Source organism: Silvania hatchlandensis, from assembly GCF_025564065.1.
Taxonomy (GTDB): domain Bacteria; phylum Pseudomonadota; class Gammaproteobacteria; order Enterobacterales; family Enterobacteriaceae; genus Enterobacter; species Enterobacter hatchlandensis.
The window spans coordinates 81,918-103,671 of the sequence record NZ_JAMGZK010000047.1; the positions used below are offsets into that span (position 1 = coordinate 81,918).

Consider the following 21,754-nt stretch of genomic DNA (forward strand, 5'->3'; position numbering starts at 1 on the left):
TGATGTTGCGCTCTTTTTATGCGGACGTTAACAAAAGAGGTATCAGCCGATGGCCGACAACAGAGTGTGGCATGAAACGCTGCATGACCAGTTTGGACAGTACTTTGCCGTTGATAACGTGCTCTATCATGAGAAAACCGATCACCAGGATTTGATCATTTTTGAAAACGCCGCCTTTGGCCGCGTGATGGCGCTGGACGGTGTGGTGCAAACCACCGAACGCGATGAATTCATCTATCACGAGATGATGACCCACGTGCCGCTGCTGGCGCACGGCAATGCAAAACATGTGCTGATTATCGGCGGTGGCGACGGTGCCATGCTGCGCGAAGTTTCCCGCCATAAATCCATTGAACGTATCACCATGGTCGAGATCGACGCGGGCGTGGTCTCTTTCTGCCGCCAGTACCTGCCGAATCACAACGCCGGTAGCTACGACGATCCGCGCTTTACGCTTGTGATTGACGACGGCGTCAATTTTGTTAACCAGACGGCGCAAACCTTCGACGTGATCATCTCTGATTGCACCGATCCGATTGGCCCCGGTGAGAGCCTGTTTACCTCGGCGTTCTATGAAGGCTGCAAACGCTGCCTGAACCCTGGCGGGATCTTCGTGGCGCAGAACGGCGTTTGCTTCCTGCAGCAGGATGAAGCCATTGACAGCCACCGCAAGCTGAGCCACTACTTCTCTGATGTCAGCTTCTATCAGGCGGCCATCCCTACCTACTACGGCGGGGTGATGACCTTCGCGTGGGCTACGGACAATGACGCCCTGCGCCATCTCTCAACCGGGATCATTCAGGCACGCTTCCAGCAGGCCAACTTAACCTGCCGCTATTACAATCCAGCCGTTCATACCGCAGCCTTTGCCTTACCGCAATATTTGCACGATGCGCTGCTTCAAGGGGGTGAATGAATTGAAAAAGCTGAAACTGCATGGCTTTAACAACCTGACCAAAAGCCTGAGTTTTTGTATTTACGATATCTGCTACGTCAAAACGGCGGAAGAGCGCGATGGTTATATCGCCTATATCGATGAACTCTATAACGCCAACCGTCTGACCGAGATCCTCTCAGAAACCTGTTCAATTATCGGCGCCAACATCCTCAACATCGCGCGTCAGGATTATGAACCGCAGGGAGCCAGCGTCACTATTCTGGTCAGCGAAGAGCCCGTTGACCCTACCCTTATCGACAACACCGAGCACCCCGGCCCGCTGCCAGAAGCGGTGGTCGCGCATCTCGATAAGAGCCATATCTGCGTGCATACCTACCCGGAGAGCCACCCGGAGGGCGGACTGTGTACCTTCCGCGCCGATATTGAAGTCTCCACCTGCGGGGTGATTTCACCCCTGAATGCGCTGAACTATCTGATTCATCAACTTGAGTCCGACATCGTCACCGTTGACTATCGCGTGCGCGGCTTTACCCGTGATATCAACGGCATGAAGCATTTCATCGATCATGAAATAAACTCTATTCAGAACTTCATGTCCGCAGACATGAAGGCGCTGTATGACATGGTGGACGTGAACGTGTACCAGGAGAATATCTTCCACACCAAGATGCTGCTTAAGGAGTTCGACCTTAAGCACTACATGTTCCACACCCGCCCGGAAGATTTAAGCGAAAATGAGCGTAAGGCCATCACTGACCTGCTGTGGAAAGAGATGCGCGAAATTTACTCCGGCCGCAATATTACGACCGTGTAAAACGCCTGTGGAGCAGGGAGGCTCCCGACGTTACTTCTGTTTCATGAAAGTGCGGTATGCCGCCACCACCTGAAGGAAATCCTCTACGCCGCACAGCGACAGGCTCTCTTCATCGTAGTAGTTCATCCCCTCTTCCATCTCATCGCCTGAAAATTCAAGCTGATTGGCGCGCACCATGACCTCTTCACCATCCAGCCATAGCGTGTATTCATGGCCAATGCGTTGCCAGGATCGCTCGCTGCCTTTAACCTCGTGCGCCGCCTGCTCCACTTCATCGAGCAAGGCCAGGTTCTCTTTCACTTCCTCATTGAACCAGTGACCGACCACTTCGTGGCCCATCGACATACGCACTTTCACCACCCCGGTGATATCACGCAGAAATTCGTAATCCATAGTATTTTCCTCTGCAAAGCCCTTGGCGTAATTATCGCAGATAGAAAGGAGATAAAAAGCGGGAAGGGTGTCAGGAGTGGAAAATAAAAAAACCTCACCCGGCCCTCTCCCTAAAAGGGAGAGGGTGAAAACCGCACCGAGCGGTCCCCTCTCCCTTTTAGGGAGAGGGTTAGGGTGAGGGTTTGCTGTTTATACTGCGGTCTGGAAAATAACGCCGTCCGCTTTCTCAGTGTACTGAGAGAGCTTATCGAAGTTCAGATAGCGATAGGTATCCACCGCCGTCTTATCTACCTGCGCCACGAAGGTCTGGTACTCTTCCGGCGTTGGCAGTTTGCCAATCAGCGCCGAAACAGCCGCCAGCTCCGCAGAGGCCAGATAGACGTTGGCACCGGTACCTAAACGGTTCGGGAAGTTACGGGTCGAGGTGGAGACCACCGTCGCACCGTCAGCTACGCGCGCCTGGTTGCCCATACACAGGGAACAGCCAGGGATTTCAATACGCGCACCACTCTTACCAAACACGCTGTAGTAACCCTCTTCGGTCAGCTGCGCCGCATCCATACGGGTTGGCGGTGCCACCCACAGACGGGTCGGCAGCTGGCCTTTATGGGTATCCAGCAGTTTACCGGCAGCACGGAAGTGACCGATGTTGGTCATGCATGAACCAATAAACACTTCGTCGATCTGTTCGCCCTGTACCGCAGAGAGCGGACGCGCATCGTCCGGATCGTTCGGCGCACACAGGATCGGCTCTTTGATATCCGCCAGATCGATGTCGATGATCGCAGCATATTCTGCGTCAGCATCGGCTTCCAGCAGCTGCGGATCTGCCAGCCATTTTTCCATGCCCTGCACGCGACGCTCCAGCGTACGGCGGTCGCCGTAGCCTTCGGCAATCATCCACTTCAGCAGCACGATGTTAGACGTCAGATACTCTTCAATCGGCGCCTGGTTCAGCTTGATGGTACAGCCTGCAGCAGAACGTTCAGCAGAAGCATCGGTCAGTTCGAACGCCTGCTCGACTTTCAGATCCGGCAGACCTTCGATCTCGAGGATGCGACCCGAGAAGATGTTGATCTTCCCTTTTTTCTCAACGGTCAGCAGGCCCTGTTTGATCGCGTACAGCGGGATCGCGTGGACCAGATCGCGCAGGGTGATGCCCGGCTGCATTTTGCCTTTAAAGCGCACCAGAACGGATTCCGGCATGTCCAGCGGCATCACGCCCGTCGCCGCAGCAAACGCCACCAGACCGGAGCCCGCCGGGAAGGAGATCCCAATCGGGAAGCGGGTGTGGGAGTCACCACCGGTACCCACGGTATCCGGCAACAGCATGCGGTTCAGCCAGGAGTGGATCACACCATCGCCCGGACGCAGCGAGACGCCGCCACGGTTCATAATGAAGTCCGGCAGCGTGTGGTGCGTGGTAACGTCAACCGGCTTCGGATACGCCGCGGTGTGGCAGAAGGACTGCATCACCAGGTCGGACGAGAAGCCCAGGCACGCCAGGTCTTTCAGTTCGTCACGGGTCATTGGCCCGGTGGTGTCCTGAGAACCGACGGAGGTCATCTTCGGCTCGCAGTACGCACCTGGACGAATCCCGGTTACGCCGCAGGCGCGGCCAACCATTTTCTGCGCCAGCGAATAACCGCGGGTGCTTTCGGCCACTTCTTTTGCCTGACGGAACACGTCGCTATGCGGCAGACCCAGCGCTTCACGCGCTTTGGTGGTCAGGCCACGACCGATGATCAGCGGGATACGGCCACCGGCACGCACTTCGTCCACCAGCACGTCGGTTTTCAGCTCAAAGCTGGCCAACAGTTCGTTGGTTTCGTGGTTGCGTACTTCACCTTTGAACGGATAAACGTCGATCACGTCGCCGGTATTCAGGTTGTTCACGTCCACTTCAATCGGCAGTGCGCCCGCATCTTCCATGGTATTGAAGAAGATAGGTGCGATTTTGCCACCGAGGCACAAACCGCCGCCGCGCTTGTTCGGCACATGAGGAATGTCATCCCCCATAAACCACAGCACGGAGTTGGTGGCGGATTTACGCGAAGAGCCGGTGCCGACCACATCGCCGACATACGCCAGCGGGAAGCCTTTTTGCGCTAACGCTTCGATCTGTTTGATCGGGCCAACAGCACCCGGCTGATCCGGTTCAATGCCTTCGCGGGCGTTTTTCAGCATCGCCAGCGCGTGCAGAGGGATATCCGGGCGTGACCAGGCATCCGGGGCCGGAGACAGGTCATCAGTGTTGGTTTCGCCGGTCACTTTGAACACGGTGACGGTCATTTTTTCGGCAAGCGCAGGACGGCTCAGGAACCATTCGGCATCGGCCCAGGACTGCATCACCTGCTTCGCGTAGCGGTTACCCGCTTTCGCTTTCTCTTCGACATCGTAGAAGTTATCGAACATCAGCAGGGTGTGAGACAGCGCTTTGGCGGCAATCGGGGCCAGCACGTCGCTATCCAGCGCATCAATCAGCGGGTGAATGTTATAGCCGCCCTGCATGGTGCCGAGCAGTTCAATCGCTTTTTCAGGCGTGACCAGGGGGGAGGTTGCTTCGCCTTTGGCTACAGCAGCAAGGAAACCGGCTTTCACGTAGGCGGCTTCATCAACGCCTGGCGGAACACGGTTAATCAGCAGATCTAACAGGAATTCTTCTTCGCCCGCAGGCGGGTTTTTCAGCAGCTCGACGAGCCCAGCCATCTGGGTAGCATCTAAGGGTTTGGGTACAATTCCCTCGGCGGCACGTTCAGCTACGTGCTTACGGTATTCTTCTAGCACGACGGTTCTCCTCGCTCTCATTGTCATATGCGGCGGACGTTCTCTTCACGCTCCTGTGAGACAGCAGTTTGTAGTGTACATGCCCGATACCGCGCGGGCAGCATAGCAGGATTTCTGCACACTGTTAATCCGTTTACAAAAAAGCAACATTAAATTGTTTGCTGAATCGTTAAGAATGGTATAGCGGGAAGACGACGAGAAATTCAGGCACAAAAAAACCGCCTTCCAGGGGTTGATTGAGTGCTTTACGGCAAACCCCAACGCTTTTTTCGCCATCGGATATAATTGTGTAATAAATGCTCACATTCTTTATCCGGACTCAGCGGTAGATCCCCAATAAAAGTCAAAACTGTAAAACACGGGTGAATATACTCGCGGCAACAGAAACGCCTTACGGCACAGCTCTCGTCTCGTCGGAGTCACTTTATGAAGTTGCCTTTTAAGCCACATCTGCTTGTCCTTCTGTGCAGTACCGGGCTGTTTGCCGCGTCTGGCGTGATGTTCGTCAAAAGCCGTACAACGGAATCGCCCGCCGCCCCTGCTCCCGTTGTGCAACAACCTGTCGTCCCGGCGCCAGCCGCGCAACCCGCACCGGTTGTGGCACCAACCTATACCGCCGCGCAAATCGATCAGTGGGTCGCGCCCATTGCACTCTATCCGGACGCGCTGCTGTCGCAGATCCTGATGGCGTCGACCTACCCGGCCAACGTCATCCAGGCCGCGCAGTGGTCAGAGGACAACCCGAAGATGCAGGGTGATGCCGCCATTCAGGCGGTGGCAGGACAACCCTGGGATCCGAGCGTGAAGTCGCTGGTCGCCTTCCCACAGCTGATGTCGCTGATGGGGGAAAACCCGCCGTGGATCCAGAGCCTCGGCGATGCATTTCTGGCCCAGCCGAAGGATGTGATGGACTCCGTGCAGCGCTTGCGCCTGCTGGCACAGCAAACCGGTGCGCTGCAGTCCACACCACAGCAGACGGTCACCACGGTCACTAAGCCTGAGCCGACAAAAACACCCCCTGCGGCACCCGCATCCACCACGACTACAACCGCCAGCCCAACGGTCATTAAGATTGAATCTGCCGATCCGCAGGTGGTGTATGTCCCGACGTATAACCCCAACACCGTCTACGGCACCTGGCCGAATACCAGCTATCCGCCGGTCTATTTACCGCCATCGCCCGGAGAGCAGTTCACCGACAGCCTGGTGAAAGGACTGGGCTTTAGCCTTGGTGTTGCCACTACTTACGCCATCTTCAGCAATATCGACTGGGATGACGATGACGACTGGGATCATCACCATGGCGATAACCACGGCGGCTATTCGCGCAACGGGGATAACAACATCAATATCAACGTTGATAACTTCAATAAAATCAGCGGTGAGCGCCTGACCGATGCCAACCGCGGCTGGCAGCATAATCCGACCTACCGTGGCGGGGTGCCGTACCCAACAAATCAGCTTAACAGTCGATTCCACTCCACCAATACGGCAACGGGGCTCAGCGCAACGCAGCCCAAAGCGGTCAATCGTGACAGTCAGCGTCAGGCGGCGATGACGCAGATGGAAAAATCGACCGGGAAGACCTTCTCGCAAACGCCGCGAGCCGGAACAAAAGACGCCCAGCGCCAGGCCTCGAACCAGCAGCTGAAGCAGATTTCCCAACGCAATAATTATCGAGGCTATGACACCAGCAAGCCGCAAGGCACGAAGCGTGCCGCCACCCAAACGCGTGAAAATCGTCAGGCAACCGCACAAAGACAGGAAAAACGCGCTTCGCAACCCGCGCAGCAACAGCGTCATGTACAGCAGCGACACAGTCAGCCGCGCGCCAATGCGCTGAGCGGCAACGATAGCCGATCCGGGAACTGGCAAGCCCAGCAGCAGCGCGGTGCCCAGAGCCGCCAGCTTTCATCCCGCCATACCGAGCAACGCGCCGTCGCCAGACCACAGGGCAACGCCGGACAACGTGAATTCCGTCACCGTTAAGGGAGTCGACATGAAAAAGACAATACTGACTGGAATGGTGCTGTTCGCGGTCTCAACCTTTGCCTGCGCCAATCAGCCGTTCAGCACGCCGGAGCAAGCCACCGATGCGCTGGCGAAGGCGATTATCGACAACAATGAGGGTGCCATGCGCCAGCTGCTCGGTGATGACTGGCGCGATTTTCTACCGCCGGAGGGCGTTGATCCCGACGCGGTGGACCGCTTTACTCGCGACTGGCGGGTGAAGCACCAGACGGTCACTCACGGCGACACGGCACACCTGCTGGTGGGCGAGAACAACTGGCAGTTGCCGGTTCCGGCGGTGAAAACGGCAGCAGGCTGGCAGTTTGATATGCGCGAAGCCGCCGAGGAGATCTTAACCCGGGAAATTGGCCGCAACGAGCTGGCCGCCATTGAGGCGCTGCATGCTTATGTCGACGCCCAGCAGGACTACTTTGCAATCAATGCACACTACGCCCAGAAAATTGTTAGCAGCGAAGGGAAAAAAGACGGTCTGTACTGGCCGGTTGCACCCGGGGAAGCCCCCAGTCCGCTCGGTCCGGCATTCAGTCCACCCCAGCCAGGAATGGGCTATCACGGCTACCATTTCCGCATCGTCCCGGACAGTGAAAGCGGCTTTGCGATGATCGCCTGGCCGGTCGACTATGGGCAGACGGGGGTAATGAGCTTTATGATTAATGGTTCGGATAAGGTCTGGCAGGCCAATCTTGGCGAGAAAACGACGGCGACGGTAAAAGCGATCCCTGCGTACAAGCTGGATGACCATTGGCAGCCTGTCGCACCCTAAATAACGCGTATAAAAAAAGCGGCTCAGAGGCCGCTTTTTTACGTCAGAAGAGGATTACTTCTTCTTCGCTTTCGCGTTTGGCAGGTCGGTGATGCTGCCTTCAAACACTTCTGCCGCCAGGCCAACAGACTCGTGCAGAGTCGGGTGAGCGTGGATGGTCAGCGCGATGTCTTCAGCGTCACAGCCCATTTCGATGGCCAGACCGATTTCACCCAGCAGCTCGCCGCCGTTGGTGCCGACAATCGCACCACCGATCACGCGGTGAGTCTCTTTGTCGAAGATCAGTTTGGTCACGCCATCTGCGCAATCGGAAGCGATAGCACGGCCAGAAGCAGCCCACGGGAAGGTGGCTGTTTCATAGCTGATGCCTTTCTCTTTCGCTTCTTTCTCGGTCAGACCCACCCAGGCAACTTCTGGCTCGGTGTAGGCGATCGATGGGATCACTTTCGGGTCGAAGTAGTGCTTCATACCGGCGATAACTTCTGCGGCAACGTGGCCTTCGTGAACACCTTTGTGTGCCAGCATTGGCTGACCGACGATATCGCCGATAGCAAAGATGTGCGGCACGTTGGTGCGCAGCTGTTTGTCCACGCGGATGAAGCCACGGTCGTCAACTTCAACGCCCGCTGCGCCTGCATCGAGGTTTTTACCGTTCGGTACGCGACCGATAGCCACCAGCACCGCGTCATAACGCTGCGCTTCTGCAGGGGCTTTTTTGCCTTCCATGGAAACGTAAATACCGTCTTCTTTTGCTTCAACGGCCGTTACTTTGGTTTCCAGCATCAGGTTGAACTTCTTGCTGATCCGTTTGGTGAAGACTTTAACGATGTCTTTGTCAGCAGCCGGGATAACCTGGTCGAACATTTCAACCACGTCAATCTCTGAACCCAGCGCATGGTACACGGTACCCATTTCCAGACCGATGATGCCGCCACCCATAACCAGCAGGCGCTTCGGTACGGATTTCAGCTCCAGCGCATCGGTGGAGTCCCATACGCGTGGATCTTCGTGTGGAATGAACGGCAGCTCAATCGGACGGGAACCCGCCGCGATGATCGCGTTGTCGAAGTTGATCACGGTTTTGCCGTTTTCGCCTTCCACTTCCAGGGTGTTTGCCCCGGTGAATTTACCCAGACCGTTGACCACTTTCACTTTACGGCCTTTGGCCATACCGGCCAGACCGCCGGTCAGTTGGGTGATGACTTTCTCTTTCCAGGTACGAATCTTGTCGATATCGGTTTTCGGCTCGCCGAAGACGATACCGTGGTCAGCCAGCGCTTTGGCTTCTTCGATAACTTTTGCGACGTGCAGCAGCGCTTTAGAAGGGATACAGCCGACGTTCAGACAAACACCACCGAGGGTGCTGTAACGTTCTACGATGACGGTTTCCAGACCTAAATCTGCAGCGCGGAATGCTGCGGAGTAACCTGCCGGGCCTGCCCCAAGTACCACGACCTGAGTTTTGATTTCTGTGCTCATCATGACCTCTTAATTTATACCCGTCGTCCACCGGGTCGTTCTATCCGCCCGCAGTTTACAAAATTGTTAACAATTTTGAAACAACAAACGGCTCACGAATTGTCGCTTTCGCCAATAACCTCACAAACAGCATGAGGTTACCAGAAAAAAGCCGGCCGATTGGCCGGCTTTTCGATTACATCACCAGGCGGCGAATGTCGCTCAGCGTGTTGTTGATGATGGTAATGAAGCGCGCACCATCAGCACCGTCGATCACGCGGTGGTCGAAGGAGAGAGAAATTGGCATCATCAGACGCGGCATAAACTCTTTACCATTCCACACTGGCTCAATCGCGGATTTAGACACACCGAGGATCGCCACTTCCGGCGCGTTAACAATCGGCGCGAAGTGGGTTGTACCCAGGCCGCCGATGCTGGAGATGGTGAAGCAACCGCCCTGCATTTCGCCAGCGGTCAGTTTGCCATCACGCGCTTTCCTGGAGATCACGGTCAGTTCACGGGACAGCTCAGTGATGCTCTTCTTGTTCACGTCTTTGAAGACCGGAACAACCAGACCATTTGGCGTATCAACCGCAACACCGATGTTGATGTATTTTTTCAGCGTCAGCTTCTGACCATCTTCGGACAGGGAGCTGTTGAAGCGTGGCATCTGCTCAAGGGCAGCGGCAACCGCTTTCATGATGAAGACCACTGGGGTGAATTTCACGTCCAGGCGGCGCTTCTCAGCTTCGGCGTTCTGCTGTTTACGGAACGCTTCCAGGTCAGTGATATCGGTTTTGTCGAAGTGCGTAACGTGCGGGATCATCACCCAGTTACGGCTCAGGTTGGCACCGGAGATTTTCTGGATACGGCCCAGTTCTACTTCTTCAATTTCACCAAACTTGCTGAAGTCCACTTTCGGCCATGGCAGCATGCCTGGGATACCACCGCCGGTGGCAGCAGCAGGTGCAGCTTCTGCACGCTTAACCGCGTCTTTCACGTAGGTCTGAACGTCTTCGCGCAGGATACGACCTTTACGGCCAGTCCCTTTCACTTTCGCCAGGTTTACACCGAATTCGCGCGCCAGGCGGCGGATCAGCGGTGTTGCGTGAACGTAAGCGTCGTTCTCAGCGAACTCAGATTTGCCTTCCGCTTTGGCAGCCGGGGCAGCCGCTTTTGCAGCTGGAGCCGGTGCGGCAGCAGCTGGTGCAGGTGCCGCAGCCGGAGCCGCAGCAGGCGCAGCGCCTTCTACTTCGAAGACCATGATCAGAGAGCCGGTAGACACTTTGTCGCCGGTGTTGATTTTGATCTCTTTGACGATACCTGCGAACGGAGCCGGGACTTCCATAGAGGCTTTGTCGCCTTCTACGGTGATCAGTGACTGTTCAGCGGCAACTTTGTCGCCCACTTTCACCATCACTTCGGTCACTTCAACTTCGTCACCGCCGATATCCGGTACGTTAACGTCTTTCGGGCCAGCGGCAGCAGCAGGTGCAGCGGCTTGTGCCGGTGCAGCAGCCTGGGCCGGCGCGGCAGCAGGTGCAGCACCCGCCACTTCGAAGACCATGATCAGAGAGCCAGTAGACACTTTGTCGCCGGTGCTGATTTTGATCTCTTTAACCACGCCCGCGAACGGGGCCGGGACTTCCATCGAGGCTTTGTCGCCTTCAACGGTGATCAGAGACTGTTCAGCGGCAACGGTGTCGCCCACTTTAACCATGATCTCGGTGACTTCAACTTCGTCGCCGCCGATGTCAGGCACGTTCACGTCTTTCGCCGCGGCAGCAGCTGCTGGTGCAGCAGCGGCCGGAGCAGCTTCTTTCTTCTCTTCCTGCGCAGGTGCAGCAGCTGCTGCACCGTCGGCGGAATCGAAAATCATGATCAGTTTACCGGTCTCGGTTTTGTCGCCAACAGAGACTTTGATCTCTTTAACGATGCCCGCCTGAGGAGACGGAACTTCCATAGAGGCTTTGTCGCCTTCTACGGTGATCAGCGACTGTTCAGCGTCAACTTTGTCGCCGACTTTGACCAGGATCTCGGTGATTTCAACTTCATCAGCCCCGATGTCCGGTACATTGATTTCGATAGCCATTATTCTTTTACCTCTTACGCCAGACGCGGGTTAACTTTTTCTGCATCGATGTTGAATTTGGTAATTGCTTCCGCAACCACTTTCTTATCGATTTCGCCACGTTTAGCCAGTTCGCCCAGTGCCGCTACAACCACATAAGACGCATCAACTTCGAAGTGGTGACGCAGGTTTTCACGGCTGTCAGAGCGACCGAAACCATCAGTACCCAGTACGCGGTAATCATCAGCCGGTACGTAAGTACGAACCTGTTCAGCGAACAGCTTCATGTAGTCAGTCGATGCTACTGCTGGTGCGTCGTTCATCACCTGAGCGATGTACGGAACGCGTGGCGTTTCCAGCGGGTGCAGCATGTTCCAGCGCTCACAATCCTGGCCATCACGCGCCAGTTCAGTGAAGGAAGTCACGCTGTACACGTCAGAACCTACGCCGTAGTCGTTCGCCAGGATCTGTGCTGCTTCACGGACGTGACGCAGGATAGAGCCGGAGCCCAGCAGCTGAACTTTACCTTTGCTACCTGCCACGGTTTCGAGTTTGTAGATACCTTTACGGATACCTTCCTCGGCGCCTTCCGGCATGGCCGGCATGTGGTAGTTTTCGTTCAGGGTGGTGATGTAGTAGTAAATGTTCTCTTGCGCTTCGCCGTACATACGGTTCAGACCATCATGCATGATGACCGCCACTTCGTAGGCGTAAGAAGGATCGTAAGAGATACAGTTCGGGATAGTCAGAGACTGAATATGGCTGTGGCCATCTTCGTGCTGCAGACCTTCACCGTTCAGGGTCGTACGACCGGAAGTACCACCGACCAGGAAGCCGCGAGCCTGTTGGTCGCCAGCCTGCCAGCACAGGTCACCGATACGCTGGAAACCGAACATGGAGTAGTAGATGTAGAACGGGATCATCGGCAGGTTGTTGGTGCTGTAAGAGGTCGCAGCAGCCAGCCAGGATGCGCCTGCGCCCAGCTCGTTGATACCTTCCTGCAGGATCTGACCTTTCTCGTCTTCTTTGTAGTAAGCAACCTGCTCACGGTCCTGCGGGGTGTACTGCTGGCCGTTCGGGCTGTAAATACCGATCTGACGGAACAGACCTTCCATACCGAAGGTACGCGCTTCATCGGCGATGATTGGAACCAGACGATCTTTGATCGACTTGTTTTTCAGCATCACGTTCAGGGCACGAACGAAGGCGATAGTGGTAGAGATCTCTTTGTTCTGCTCTTCCAGCAGCTGGGAGAAATCCTCCAGGGCAGGCAGTTCCAGAGACTCGGTGAAGTTAACCTGACGGGACGGCAGGTAGCCGTTCAGTTTCTGACGCTGTGCGTGCAGGTAGGTGTGTTCTTCAGAGCCTTCCGGGAAGGTGATGTAAGAGAGGTTTTCAACCTGCTCGTCGGTCACAGGAACGTTGAAACGGTCGCGAACGTAACGCACGCCGTCCATGTTCATTTTCTTCACCTGGTGAGCGATGTTTTTACCTTCGGCGGTGTCACCCATGCCATAACCTTTAACGGTATGCGCCAGGATAACGGTAGCTTTGCCTTTGGTGTCTTGTGCGTTTTTCAGTGCCGCGTAGACTTTCTTCGGATCATGACCACCACGGTTCAGGGCCCAGATCTGATCGTCAGACCAGTCTGCAACCAGTGCTGCGGTTTCAGGGTATTTGCCGAAGAAGTGCTCACGAACGTAGGCACCGTTTTTGGATTTGAAGGTCTGATAGTCGCCGTCAACGGTTTCTTGCATCAGCTGCATCAGTTTACCGCTGGTGTCTTTACGCAGCAGCTCATCCCAACGACCGCCCCACATCACTTTAACCACGTTCCAGCCAGCACCTGCGAAGATGCCTTCCAGTTCGTTGATGATCTTGCCGTTGCCGGTTACCGGACCATCCAGACGCTGCAGGTTACAGTTGATGATGAAGCACAGGTTGTCCAGCTTCTCACGGGTGGCGATAGTGATCGCACCTTTAGATTCCGGCTCATCCATTTCGCCGTCGCCCAGGAAGGCGTAAACGGTCTGCTGAGAAGTATCTTTCAGGCCACGGTGTTCCAGATATTTCAGGAATTTAGCCTGGTAGATGGCACCGATTGGACCCAGACCCATAGAAACGGTCGGGAACTGCCAGAATTCTGGCATCAGTTTCGGGTGCGGGTAAGAAGACAGACCTTTACCGTGAACTTCCTGACGGAAGTTGTTCATCTGCTCTTCAGTCAGACGACCTTCCAGGAACGCACGTGCGTACACGCCCGGAGAGATGTGGCCCTGGAAGTACACCAGGTCGCCGCCGTCTTTTTCGGTGCGCGCGCGGAAGAAGTGGTTAAAGCACACTTCATACACGGTTGCAGAAGACTGGAAGGAAGCCATGTGGCCGCCCAGCTCCAGATCTTTTTTGGATGCGCGCAGAACGGTCATAATGGCGTTCCAGCGAATTGCAGAACGGATACGGCGTTCCAGATCCAGATTGCCCGGGTATTCCGGTTCGTCTTCAACGGCAATCGTGTTTACGTAGTTGTTAGCCCCAGCACCTGTTGCTACTTTCACGCCGCCTTTGCGAGCTTCTGAAAGCATCTGTTCAATCAGATACTGAGCACGCTCAACACCTTCTTCACGGATGACCGATTCGATCGCCTGTTGCCAGTCGCGAGTTTCGATCGGATCCACGTCATTTTGGAGACGTTCTGACATGGGGGTATTCCTTATCTATCTAATACGTTGATTTGTCTGGAACCTGTCCCATTGTGTTCTCGTCAGAGAACACAATAAGACAGGTTCTGCGTTTAGTTGCCGCGCTCTAAAAACTGGCGCTTAATCCTTTCTTTGCTGTATGCGGCGCAATGAACGTTCTCTACGACTTTGTTCACGGCTGCGGTCCAGCAAGATTTCCTCAATGAAAGCCAGGTGGCGGTGCGACGCTTCACGCGCCTGCTCCGGTTCCCCGGCCATTATCGCCTCGAATACACGAGTGCGATGGTTGCTGACCAGCGGGAGCATCTCCCGACGGGCATACAACAATTCAAAATTCTGTCGAACATTCTGGGCCAGCATCGGCTCCATGCAGCGTAGTAGATGAAGCAGCACGACGTTGTGTGCCGCTTCAGTTACTGCAATTTGATACTGGACTACGGCATCAGACTCGGCGTCGAGATCGCCGGACTCCTGCGCCCGTTCAATGGCCTGATGCAGCTCACGGATACGCGCGCGATCTTCATCATTGCTGCGCAGCGCCGCGTAATAAGCCGCGATGCCTTCAAGCGCGTGACGGGTTTCAAGCAGATCAAACTGGGATTCTGGGTGGTCGGAGAGCAGCTCCACTAACGGGTCGCTGAAACTCTGCCACAGGCTGTTTTGCACAAAGGTTCCGCCGCCCTGGCGACGAAGCAGCAAGCCCTTGGCTTCGAGACGTTGGATCGCCTCACGCAGAGAGGGACGGGAGACGTCGAACTGTTTTGCCAGTTCGCGTTCAGGCGGGAGTTTTTCACCGGGGCGCAGAGTCCCTTCAAGGATCAAAAACTCCAGCTGCTGCTCAATCACATCGGATAGTTTTGGTTGGCGAATTTTGCTGTAGGCCATATTCCCTGTCTTACGCCTTTTTGCCCGGAGTCAATTGGTCTTACCAATTTCGAGTTCGTATCGCTAAAGTAACAAAGTATTCACCTTGTGTCCATATTGGTTTTGATTGAAATCATTAAACCCTGCACATTTTAACAACCTTACAGAAATAACGTTTCAGAAATGTAACTTTGCCCAAAAGAATTGATTACCACCAAAGAGGGAGATTTAACGTTAATGAAACGCAGCAAAGTGCGATCTGAACCGATTTAGCACAGCTAAAAATGAAAAATCGCCCACTTACGGAGCATTTTTATTCTATAGGTTGATTGAGGGACTTAAACGGGACGATTTACAAATGCTTTCTTTTTATTCAATCCATCTTCTTCCCCACATAAAGCAGGTGCATTCGCCGTCGCTTACCATTATTCTTCCCGTTACGGAAGACTCGCCCTACTTTTTGCGATAATTGAACCGTAAACTAATAAATACATGAAATGGAATTTCATAATTACACACGCCCGAGCGTGAACATAACAACCACACACGAGGTTTCATAATGGATGGTCAACAGCAAGGCGATCAGCTAAAGCGCGGCCTTAAAAACCGCCATATTCAGCTTATTGCTCTCGGCGGCGCTATCGGTACGGGCCTGTTTCTGGGCAGCGCATCGGTTATTCAGTCTGCCGGTCCGGGTATTATTCTGGGTTACGCCATTGCCGGCTTTATCGCGTTTCTGATTATGCGACAGCTGGGCGAAATGGTGGTCGAAGAGCCCGTCGCCGGTTCCTTTAGCCACTTTGCTTATAAATACTGGGGCAGCTTCGCCGGGTTCGCGTCCGGCTGGAACTACTGGGTACTTTATGTGCTGGTGGCGATGGCGGAATTAACCGCCGTCGGGAAGTATGTTCAATTCTGGTGGCCTGAAATACCGACCTGGGTTTCCGCAGCGGTATTCTTCGTGCTCATTAACGCCATTAACCTGACCAACGTAAAAGTGTTTGGGGAGATGGAATTCTGGTTCGCCATTATTAAAGTTATCGCCGTGGTGGCGATGATCCTGTTCGGCGGTTGGCTGCTGTTCAGCGGCAATGGCGGCCCGCAGGCAAGCGTCAGTAACCTGTGGGATCAGGGCGGCTTCTTACCGCACGGCATGACCGGGCTGGTGATGATGATGGCCATCATTATGTTCTCGTTTGGCGGCCTGGAGCTGGTCGGCATTACTGCCGCAGAGGCCGATAACCCGGAGCAGAGCATCCCAAAAGCCACCAACCAGGTTATCTACCGTATCCTGATTTTCTATGTGGGCTCGCTGGCGGTACTGCTCTCGCTGCTGCCGTGGACCCGCGTGACCGCTGACACCAGCCCGTTTGTGCTGATCTTCCACGAGCTGGGCGACACCTTCGTGGCCAACGCTCTGAACGTCGTGGTTCTGACGGCGGCGCTGTCGGTGTATAACAGCTGCGTATACTGCAACAGCCGCATGCTGTTTGGCCTGGCGCAGCAGGGCAACGCCCCAAAAGCGCTGCTCTCTGTCGATAAGCGTGGCGTTCCGGTGAATACCATTATCGTTTCGGCTCTGGTGACCGCGCTGTGCGTGCTGATCAACTACTTTGCGCCGGATTCAGCCTTCGGCCTGCTGATGGCGCTGGTGGTCTCCGCCCTGGTGATCAACTGGGCGATGATAAGCCTGGCGCACATAAAGTTCCGTCGTGCGAAACAGCAGCAGGGCGCTACAACGCGCTTCCCGGCCCTGCTCTACCCGGTGGGTAACTGGATCTGCCTGCTGTTCATGGCGGCGGTGCTGGTCATCATGCTGATGACCCCGGGCATGGCGATCTCGGTTTATCTGATCCCGGTTTGGATTGTCATCCTCGGGGTGGGTTACATGTTTAAACAGAAAAATGCGAAGACCATAAAAGCGCATTAATCCCCTCCCCTCTGCGCCCGACGGGCGCAGAGGGTTGTTACCTTCCTCACACTTTCCCGCCAATAGCCATTTCATCCATATCAGCGACGTTATACTGCAACGCATATTTTGCATAGGCAGCGAATAATTCTCTCCATACCGTAACTCAGAGAGACGTCGATGAATAACAACAAACTGTCAGTGAAAGAAAAGATCGGCTATGGGATGGGCGACGCCGGATGCAACATTATCTTTGGCGCCATCATGTTGTTTGTGAACTATTTCTATACGGACATTTTCGGCCTGGCGCCTGCGCTGGTGGGTGTCTTACTGCTTTCAGTACGCGTCATCGATGCGATTACCGATCCGATTATGGGTGCGATTGCCGATCGTACCCGCAGTAAGTATGGGCGATTTCGTCCATGGCTTTTGTGGATTGCCTTCCCTTATGCGCTGTTCAGCATCCTGATGTTCACCACGCCAGAATGGAGCTATAACAGCAAAGTTATCTATGCATTTGTTACCTATTTCCTGCTTTCACTGACCTATACGGCCATCAATATTCCGTACTGCTCGCTGGGTGGCGTCATCACCAACGACCCAAAAGAGCGTGTAGCCTGCCAGTCCTATCGCTTTGTCATGGTCGGTATTGCTACGCTCTTGCTGTCACTGACGCTGCTGCCCATGGCCGACTGGTTCGGCGGGGATAACAAAGCCAAAGGCTATCAGATGGCCATGACCGTACTGGCGCTGATTGGCACCTGCATGTTCCTGTTCAGCTTCTCTACCGTGCGCGAGCGCGTACGCCCGGCTGTACAGACCAATGACGAGCTGAAAAACGACCTTAAAGATGTCTGGAAGAACGATCAGTGGGTGCGCATTTTGCTACTGACCCTGTGTAACGTCTGCCCGGGCTTTATTCGCATGGCGGCCACCATGTATTACGTCACATGGGTCATGGGCCAGACGACCCACTTTGCCACCCTGTTTATCAGCCTTGGTGTTGTGGGCATGATGCTCGGTAGCGTGCTGGCAAAAGTGCTGACCGATCGCTGGTGCAAGCTGAAAGTGTTCTTCTGGACCAACATCGCGCTGGCGATCTTCTCCTGCGCATTCTATTTCTTTGATCCGAAAGCAACGACGACCATCGTGGTGCTTTACTTCCTGTTGAACATTCTTCACCAGATCCCGTCCCCACTGCACTGGTCTCTGATGGCCGATGTGGACGATTACGGCGAGTGGAAAACCGGCAAACGCATCACCGGGATCAGCTTCTCGGGCAACATATTCTTCCTCAAACTGGGGCTGGCGATTGCTGGTGCGATGGTCGGTTTCCTGCTCTCCTGGTACGGTTATGACGCCGGTGCAAAAGCGCAGAGCGCAGATGCCATTAACGGTATTGTGCTGCTCTTTACCATCATTCCAGGCGTCGGATATCTCATTACTGCGGGTGTGGTACGTCTGCTGAAAGTAGACCGTGAAACCATGAAGCAGATTCAGGAAGATCTGGAAAAACGCCGCAACAACTATCGCGAGCTGAATGACTATCAGGAACTTAAAGCCGCTGAGACTAAATAAGGAAAGCCTGATGCAAAACTGGCCAAACCCGTTTATTGAACAACGCGCAGACCCGTATATTCTGCGCCATGAAGGGCAATACTACTTTATCGCTTCCGTGCCGGAATATGACAGGCTCGAGATCCGCCGGGCCGATTCGCTGGAAGGGTTACGGAGCGCCGAACCGGTAGTGGTCTGGCGCAAGCCAGACAGCGGCCCGATGAGTGAGCTGATCTGGGCCCCGGAACTGCACTGCATCGACGGCATGTGGTACATCTACTTTGCCGCCACCCACACCCATGCGCTGGATAAGCTCGGCATGTTCCAGCACCGAATGTTTGCGCTGGAATGCACCGACAGCGACCCCCTTAGCGGCACCTGGCACGAAAAAGGCCAGGTGAAAACGCCCTTCGATACCTTCGCTTTGGATGCCACCACCTTCATGCATCAGGGCAAACGCTGGTATTTATGGGCGCAAAAAGCGCCGGATATCGCTGGAAACTCAAACCTGTATCTGTGTGAAATGGAGAATCCGTGGACGCTGAAAGGCGAGCCGGTGATGCTTAGCAAACCGGAGTATGACTGGGAATGTCGGGGATTCTGGGTCAACGAAGGCCCGGCGGTGTTATTCCACGGCGACCGGCTGTTTATCAGCTACTCCGCCAGCGCGACCGATGAAAATTACTGCATGGGACTGCTGTGGATTGACACACAAGCCGATCCGCATAACCCGGCTAACTGGCAGAAATCACCGCAGCCGGTGTTTACCACCAGCTATGAAAATCGCCAGTACGGGCCGGGACACAACAGCTTTACCCAGACCGCTGACGGGGAAGACGTGCTGATTTACCACGCACGAAACTACACCGAAATCGAAGGCGATCCGCTCTACGATCCGAACCGCCACACCCGCCTGAAGTTAGTTCGCTGGAAAGAAAACGGGATGCCCGATTTCGGCATCCCGTCAGCGGATACTGTCTAAACCAGCGCGCCGTAAATGGTCAGCAGCGCCACAATCACCACCACCGCAAAGGTGGTTTTTTTGGCCATCGAAACAGCCGCTTTTGGCGTTTCAATTTTGTCTGTATGCGGTTCACGCGCCAGCGAGAACTGAGCCAGACGCGTCAGCACCTGGTACTGGGAGGTGTGGCGATCGCCCAGTGAAGCAAACCATCCCGGCAGCGCTTTTTCGCCATGCCCGATCAGGGCATACACCACCCCGAACAGCCGCACCGGCAGCCAGTCCAGTACGTGCAGGATAGCATCAATGCCCGATTGCAAACGCTCATGCGGCGTCAGGTAGCGTGCCAGCCAGCTCTGCCAGGCACGTAAAAACGCGTAGCCCATCAGCAGCACCGGCCCCCACATTCCGCCCACCACGAACCAGAACAGCGGCGCCAGATAGTAGCGAAAATTAATCCACAGCAACGCGTTTTGCAGCTCGCGCAGAAACTCGCGCTCATTGCACTCCGGCGGCACGCCGTGGATCAGCGTCAGTTCGCTGGCCATCGCCCCGCGAGCATGGGCATCATCACGGGAGGCTGCCTTCAGATAGGCATGGTAATGAAGACGCACCTTGCCCGCGCCAATGCATAGCACGCCAAGCAGGATCCACACCACCAGCAGCGGAACGTTAAAAAAGAGGCCGTGCAGCGAACGCAGCAGCAGAAACACGCCCCCCATCACTGCACCCATCATCAACAGCGTACGCAGCGGGGAAAAATGACGGATACGGCGGAACAGCACTTCCATCCGGTGATCCAGTTGCCAGTGCTCACCCAGCTTGAATAAACGCTCAGCGGAGATCACCAGCAGCATGGTAAATAACGTCATGTCATCTCCTTATCTGACAGAGCGGTAAGCAAGGTTCTGAATCGTTCCCAGTTAAACGCCGGGCCGGGGTCAGTTTTTCGCTGCGGGGCAATATCGCTATGCCCGGTGATGTGCCCGGCCATGGCCGGATAGCGCTGCATCAGCATCCGCGTCAACGCGGCCAGTTGCTGATATTGCGCATCGGTATAGGGCAGCGTATCCGTCCCTTCCAGCTCAATGCCAATCGAAAAATCATTACAGCGTTCCCGTCCTTCATAGCAGGAGACTCCCGCATGCCAGGCTCGTTTATCAAAAGGAACATACTGGACGATTTCACCGTCGCGGCGAATCAGACAATGGGCTGAAACGCGCAGATGCGCTATTTCAGCAAAAAAGGGGTGAGCATCCGGATCGATTGTTCCGGTGAATAACGCATCAATCCACGGACCACCAAACTCGCCGGGCGGCAGGCTAATGTTGTGAACCACCAGCAGTGAGGGTGCCTCATCCTCAGGGCGGCAATCGTGGTGCGGCGAGGGTACATGCCGTGCATCCACCAGCCATCCATGTTCTAACTGCATGCAGGATCTCCTTAGATATGGTGCTGATTCCCGGTTCAGAGTAGCATGTTTCAATCTTATGATTCGTTACCAATTTGGAGTTTTATCATGCCGCCTCGCCGCTACAACCCCGACCACAGACGTGACGCGCTTCTGGAACGTATTAATCAGGATATCCCGGTAAGCGTCGCCCAGGCCCTGCGCGAAGATTTGGGTGGAGAGGTGGATGCCAGTAACGACATCACCGCCCAGTTGCTGGCGGAAGATGCGCGCTCCCATGCGGTCGTGATCACCCGCGAAGACGGCGTATTCTGCGGCAAACGTTGGGTTGAAGAGGTCTTTACTCAACTCGCAGGGGACGGTATTCAGGTAACCTGGCACGTCGAGGATGGCGACAGCATCACTGCCAATCAGCCTCTGTTTGAACTTGAAGGCGCCTCGCGGGTGCTGCTGACCGGCGAGCGCACCGCGCTTAATTTTGTTCAGACGCTTTCCGGCGTCGCCAGCGAAGTCCGCACCTATGTTGATCTGCTGGAAGGCACCCAAACGCAGCTGCTGGACACCCGCAAAACGCTACCCGGCCTGCGCACCGCGCTGAAGTATGCGGTACTGTGCGGCGGTGGTGCCAACCATCGCCTCGGGTTATCCGATGCCTTCTTAATTAAAGAGAACCACATTATCGCTTCTGGCTCTGTTCGTCAGGCAGTGGAAAAAGCCTTCTGGCTGCATCCGGATGTGCCGGTCGAGGTGGAGGTCGAAAGCCTGGAAGAGCTGGACGCGGCGCTGAAAGCGGGCGCGGACATTATCATGCTGGATAACTTCAAAACCGAGCAGATGCGCGAAGCCGTGAAACGCACTAACGGCCAGGCACGCCTGGAAGTGTCCGGCAATGTAACGCGCGAAACGCTGCGTGAGTTTGCCGAAACCGGCGTCGATTTTATCTCCGTTGGCGCGCTGACCAAACACGTGCGCGCCCTTGATCTGTCGATGCGCTTTCGTTAACTGACCGCCTGCCCGGCCTGCACTGGCCGGGTATCTCGACCCGCCTCGCAAATAAAATGTTCCGCGCTGTAACGCCCACATAATGCTCTGAATCCCGCATCACGAAACGATTTTTGTCGCTCGCCCGTTGCCCGAC

General features: G+C 55.2%; 16 protein-coding genes. 8 read left to right on the forward strand and 8 right to left on the reverse strand.

The window, feature by feature from the left end:
* Positions 1–49 precede the first annotated feature (49 nt).
* Both speE and speD read left to right on the forward strand, forming a co-directional pair.
* On the forward strand, positions 50–916 hold the full coding sequence (speE, locus tag M8014_RS10525) for a polyamine aminopropyltransferase (RefSeq protein WP_271282419.1): 867 nt from the start codon (positions 50–52) through the stop codon (positions 914–916).
* A gap of 1 nt (position 917) precedes the next feature.
* Complete coding sequence (speD, locus tag M8014_RS10530) at positions 918–1,712, forward strand: adenosylmethionine decarboxylase (RefSeq protein ID WP_271282420.1); 795 nt, start codon at positions 918–920, stop codon at positions 1,710–1,712.
* Between the two features lie 30 nt (positions 1,713–1,742).
* On the opposite strand, the gene yacL is transcribed toward speD, so the two are convergent.
* Positions 1,743–2,105 carry a protein YacL gene (yacL, locus tag M8014_RS10535; protein WP_271282421.1) on the reverse strand — a complete coding sequence of 121 codons (363 nt, stop codon included), beginning with the start codon at positions 2,103–2,105 and terminating at the stop codon, positions 1,743–1,745.
* 189 nt (positions 2,106–2,294) lie between these two features.
* Positions 2,295–4,892, reverse strand: a complete 2,598-nt coding sequence (gene acnB, locus M8014_RS10540) for a bifunctional aconitate hydratase 2/2-methylisocitrate dehydratase (RefSeq protein ID WP_271282422.1) — start codon at positions 4,890–4,892, stop codon at positions 2,295–2,297.
* A gap of 426 nt (positions 4,893–5,318) precedes the next feature.
* Between acnB and M8014_RS10545 the strand changes: the two genes are divergently transcribed.
* Both M8014_RS10545 and M8014_RS10550 read left to right on the forward strand, forming a co-directional pair.
* Complete coding sequence (locus M8014_RS10545) at positions 5,319–6,881, forward strand: DUF3300 domain-containing protein (protein ID WP_271282423.1); 1,563 nt, start codon at positions 5,319–5,321, stop codon at positions 6,879–6,881.
* Between the two features lie 10 nt (positions 6,882–6,891).
* Positions 6,892–7,686, forward strand: coding sequence for a DUF2950 family protein (locus tag M8014_RS10550; protein ID WP_271282424.1), 795 nt, complete (start codon positions 6,892–6,894; stop codon positions 7,684–7,686).
* 54 nt (positions 7,687–7,740) lie between these two features.
* Here M8014_RS10550 and lpdA read toward each other — a convergent pair whose 3' ends face one another.
* From lpdA to pdhR, 4 genes are all read right to left on the reverse strand, one after another.
* Positions 7,741–9,165 carry a dihydrolipoyl dehydrogenase gene (gene lpdA, locus M8014_RS10555; RefSeq protein WP_271282425.1) on the reverse strand — a complete coding sequence of 475 codons (1,425 nt, stop codon included), beginning with the start codon at positions 9,163–9,165 and terminating at the stop codon, positions 7,741–7,743.
* A gap of 175 nt (positions 9,166–9,340) precedes the next feature.
* A complete protein-coding gene (gene aceF / locus M8014_RS10560) occupies positions 9,341–11,236 on the reverse strand; it encodes a pyruvate dehydrogenase complex dihydrolipoyllysine-residue acetyltransferase (protein ID WP_271282426.1) in 1,896 nt (631 codons plus the stop codon).
* A gap of 14 nt (positions 11,237–11,250) precedes the next feature.
* Positions 11,251–13,914 (reverse strand): pyruvate dehydrogenase (acetyl-transferring), homodimeric type, encoded by a 2,664-nt coding sequence (gene aceE, locus M8014_RS10565; RefSeq protein WP_271282427.1) that lies wholly within the window; start codon positions 13,912–13,914, stop codon positions 11,251–11,253.
* Positions 13,915–14,034: 120 nt separating this feature from the next.
* Entirely contained in the window at positions 14,035–14,799 is a 765-nt protein-coding gene (pdhR, locus tag M8014_RS10570; protein WP_271266722.1) for a pyruvate dehydrogenase complex transcriptional repressor PdhR, read from the reverse strand.
* Positions 14,800–15,337: 538 nt separating this feature from the next.
* Here pdhR and aroP point away from each other — a divergent pair.
* The 3 genes from aroP to M8014_RS10585 all read left to right on the forward strand — a co-directional run bounded on the left by aroP (position 15,338) and on the right by M8014_RS10585 (position 19,226).
* Positions 15,338–16,708 carry an aromatic amino acid transporter AroP gene (gene aroP / locus M8014_RS10575; protein ID WP_271282428.1) on the forward strand — a complete coding sequence of 457 codons (1,371 nt, stop codon included), beginning with the start codon at positions 15,338–15,340 and terminating at the stop codon, positions 16,706–16,708.
* Positions 16,709–16,867: 159 nt separating this feature from the next.
* Positions 16,868–18,265 carry a glycoside-pentoside-hexuronide (GPH):cation symporter gene (locus M8014_RS10580; protein WP_271282429.1) on the forward strand — a complete coding sequence of 466 codons (1,398 nt, stop codon included), beginning with the start codon at positions 16,868–16,870 and terminating at the stop codon, positions 18,263–18,265.
* Between the two features lie 10 nt (positions 18,266–18,275).
* A complete protein-coding gene (locus tag M8014_RS10585) occupies positions 18,276–19,226 on the forward strand; it encodes a glycoside hydrolase family 43 protein (protein ID WP_271282430.1) in 951 nt (316 codons plus the stop codon).
* Here the strand turns inward: M8014_RS10585 and ampE are convergent.
* Complete coding sequence (gene ampE / locus M8014_RS10590) at positions 19,223–20,077, reverse strand: beta-lactamase regulator AmpE (protein ID WP_271282431.1); 855 nt, start codon at positions 20,075–20,077, stop codon at positions 19,223–19,225. The two genes, M8014_RS10585 and ampE, sit on opposite strands and share 4 nt — an antisense overlap.
* Entirely contained in the window at positions 20,074–20,637 is a 564-nt protein-coding gene (gene ampD / locus M8014_RS10595; RefSeq protein ID WP_271282432.1) for a 1,6-anhydro-N-acetylmuramyl-L-alanine amidase AmpD, read from the reverse strand. The genes ampE and ampD overlap by 4 nt, the downstream gene beginning before the upstream one ends.
* Positions 20,638–20,724: 87 nt before the next feature.
* Here ampD and nadC point away from each other — a divergent pair, with 87 nt between their 5' ends.
* Entirely contained in the window at positions 20,725–21,618 is an 894-nt protein-coding gene (nadC, locus tag M8014_RS10600; RefSeq protein WP_271282433.1) for a carboxylating nicotinate-nucleotide diphosphorylase, read from the forward strand.
* Positions 21,619–21,754 lie beyond the last annotated feature (136 nt).